This window comes from Kitasatospora sp. NPDC048722 (assembly GCF_040650235.1).
Classification (GTDB): Bacteria; Actinomycetota; Actinomycetes; order Streptomycetales; family Streptomycetaceae; genus Kitasatospora.
On sequence record NZ_JBEZGX010000150.1, the window covers coordinates 1 to 3,134 of the forward strand.

The 3,134-nt window shown below is 76.0% G+C and carries 1 protein-coding gene; it reads left to right on the forward strand.

Features of this window, described 5'->3' with window-relative positions:
* Positions 1–3,134: type I polyketide synthase (locus AB0C76_RS41180; RefSeq protein ID WP_359975866.1), on the forward strand; the 3,134-nt coding region annotated here is incomplete at both ends.

Consider the following 3,134-nt stretch of genomic DNA (forward strand, 5'->3'; position numbering starts at 1 on the left):
CTGCCCGACGCGCTCGACCGGCGGGGCGGCGAGCGGCTGGCCGCGGTGCTGGCCGCCCGCGACGAGGACCAGGTGGCGATCCGCCCCTCCGGCGCCTACGCCCGCCGCATCGTGCGCGCCGAGGCCGCCGGCCGCCGGGAGGCCGGGCCGCTGCGCGGCACCGTCCTCATCACCGGCGGCACCGGCACCCTCGCCCCGCACCTGGCCCGCCGCCTCGCGGCCGAGGGCGCCGAGCGGATCGTCCTCACGAGCCGTCGCGGCGCCACCGCGCCGGGCGCCGCCGAACTGCTCGCCGAGCTCGCCGCCGCGGGCTGCTCGGCCGAGATGGCGGCCTGCGACCTCACCGACCGCGACGCCGTCGCGCGGATGCTCGCCGACCTCGCCGCCGCCGGCCACGAGGTGCGCACCGTCGTGCACACCGCCGCCGTCATCGAACTGCAGTCGGTCGAGGAGACCACCCACGAGGCCTTCGCCAAGGTCCTGCACGCCAAGACCGCCGGCGCCCGCCACCTCGACGAGCTCCTGCCCGACGACCAGCTCGACGCCTTCGTGCTGTACTCCTCCACCGCCGGCATGTGGGGCAGCGGCCGGCACGCCGCCTACGTCGCGGGCAACGCCTACCTCAACGCGCTCGCCGAGCACCGCCGCGCCCGCGGCGGCCGGGCCACCGCGATCTCCTGGGGCATCTGGGCCGACGACCTGAAGCTCGGCCGCGTCGACCCCGGCCAGATCCGGCGCAGCGGCCTGGTCTTCATGGACCCCTCGCTCGCCCTGGACGGGCTGCGCCAGGCCCTGGACGCCGACGAGCAGGTGCTCGCGATCGCCGACGTCGACTGGGAGCGCTACCACCCGGTCTTCACCTCCGGCCGCCCGACCGCCCTGTTCGAGGACGTGCCCGAGGTGCGCCGCCTCACCGAGGCCGCCGAACGACCGGCCGGGGACGGCGAGTTCGCCGCCCGGCTGCGCGCCATGCCGGCCGCCGAGCAGGAGCGCCGACTGCTGGACCTGGTCCGCGCCGAGGCGGCCACCACGCTCGGCCACGCCTCGCCCGACGTGCTGTCCGAGCAGCGCGCCTTCCGCGACGTCGGCTTCGACTCGCTGACCGCCGTCGACCTGCGCAACCGGCTGGCCGCCGCGACCGGGCTCACGCTGCCCAGCACCCTCGTGTTCGACCACCCCAACCCGCTCGCCCTGGTGCGCTTCCTGCGTGAGAGGATCGCCGGCGCCGCCGCCGGCGGGCCCGCTGTCGAGCCGGCGGGCGCGGCGCTGGACGAGCCGATCGCCATCATCGGCATGAGCTGCCGCTACCCCGGCGGGATCACCTCGCCCGAGGACCTGTGGCGGCTCGTCACCTCGGGCGGCGACGCCATCACCGAGTTCCCGGCGGACCGCGGCTGGGACACCGAGGGCCTGTACGATCCGGACCCGGACGCGCCCGGCCGCACCTACTCGGTGCGCGGCGGCTTCCTGGAGGGCGTCGCCGACTTCGACGCCGCGTTCTTCGGCATCTCCCCGCGCGAGGCCCTCGCCATGGACCCGCAGCAGCGCCTCCTCCTGGAGACGGCCTGGGAGGCCATGGAACGCGCCGGCCTCGACCCGTCCGCCCTGCGCGGCAGCCTCACCGGCACCTTCATCGGCGCCAGCTACCAGGACTACAGCCCCGGCGACTCCGCCCAGGACGGAGCCGAGGGCCACCTCGTCACCGGCACCATCCCGAGCGTCCTGTCCGGCCGGCTGTCCTACACCTTCGGCTTCGAGGGCCCGGCCGTCACGCTCGACACCGCGTGCTCGTCCTCGCTCGTCGCCCTGCACCTGGCGTGCCAGTCGCTGCGCAACGGCGAGAGCTCGCTCGCCCTCGCCGGCGGCGTCAGCGTGATGGCCACGCCCAACGCGTTCGTCGGCTTCAGCCGCCAGCGCGCGATGGCCGTCGACGGCCGCTGCAAGGCCTACGCCGAGGCCGCCGACGGCATGAGCCTCGCCGAGGGCGTCGGCCTCCTCCTGGTCGAGCGGCTCTCCGACGCCGAGCGGCTCGGCCACCCGGTGCTCGCCGTCCTGCGCGGCTCCGCCGTCAACCAGGACGGCGCCTCCAACGGCCTCACCGCGCCCAACGGGCCCGCGCAGCAGCGTGTGATCCGTGCCGCGCTCGCCAACGCCCGGCTCGCCCCGGGCGAGGTCGACGCCGTCGAGGGCCACGGCACAGGTACGAGGCTCGGCGACCCGATCGAGGCCCAGGCACTGCTCGCCACCTACGGCCAGGACCGCGAACTGCCGCTGCTGCTCGGCTCGGTGAAGTCCAACATCGGCCACACCCAGATGGCCTCCGGCGTGGCCGGCGTCATCAAGACCGTGCTGGCACTGCGCAGCGGCGTGCTCCCGGCCAGCCTGCACATCGACCGGCCGTCCACGCACGTCGACTGGACGGAGGGCGCCGTCGAGCTCCTCGCCGAGGAGCGCGACTGGCCCGAGACCGGGCGGCCCCGCCGTGCCGCCGTCTCCTCCTTCGGGCTGAGCGGCACCAATGCGCACGTGATCCTCGAACAGGCGCCTGCCGCGGCCGTGGCAGTCGCGCCCACGGACGGCGACACCGTGCCCTTCGCGCTGTCCGCCCGCACCGACGGGGCCCTGCGCGCCCAGGCCGGCCGACTGCTGACCGCGCTCGACGAGCGGCCCGGACTACCGCTCGCCGACCTGGCGTTCTCCCTCGCCACCACCCGCACCGCACTCGACCACCGTGCCGCCGTCACCACCGGCGACCGCGCCGAGCTCCGGCGCGCCCTCGCCGCCCTGCGCGACGGCCTGCCGGACGCCGCCCTCGTCACCGGCCGGGCGGCCGCGGGCGGCCTGGCCTTCCTCTTCACCGGCCAGGGCAGCCAGTACCCGGCCATGGGCCGGGAGTTGTACGACCGGTACCCGGTGTACGCGGAGGCGCTGGACGCCGTCCTCGCCCGCTTCGACCTCGGATACGAACGGCCCGTCCGGGACGTCCTGTTCGCGGCGGAGGGTTCGGCGGAGGCGGCGCTGCTGGACGACACGGGGTATGCGCAGCCGGCGCTGTTCGCGCTGGAGGTGGCGCTGTTCCGGCTGGTGGAGTCGTGGGGTCTGCGCCCGGACTTCGTGGTCGGGCACTCGATCGG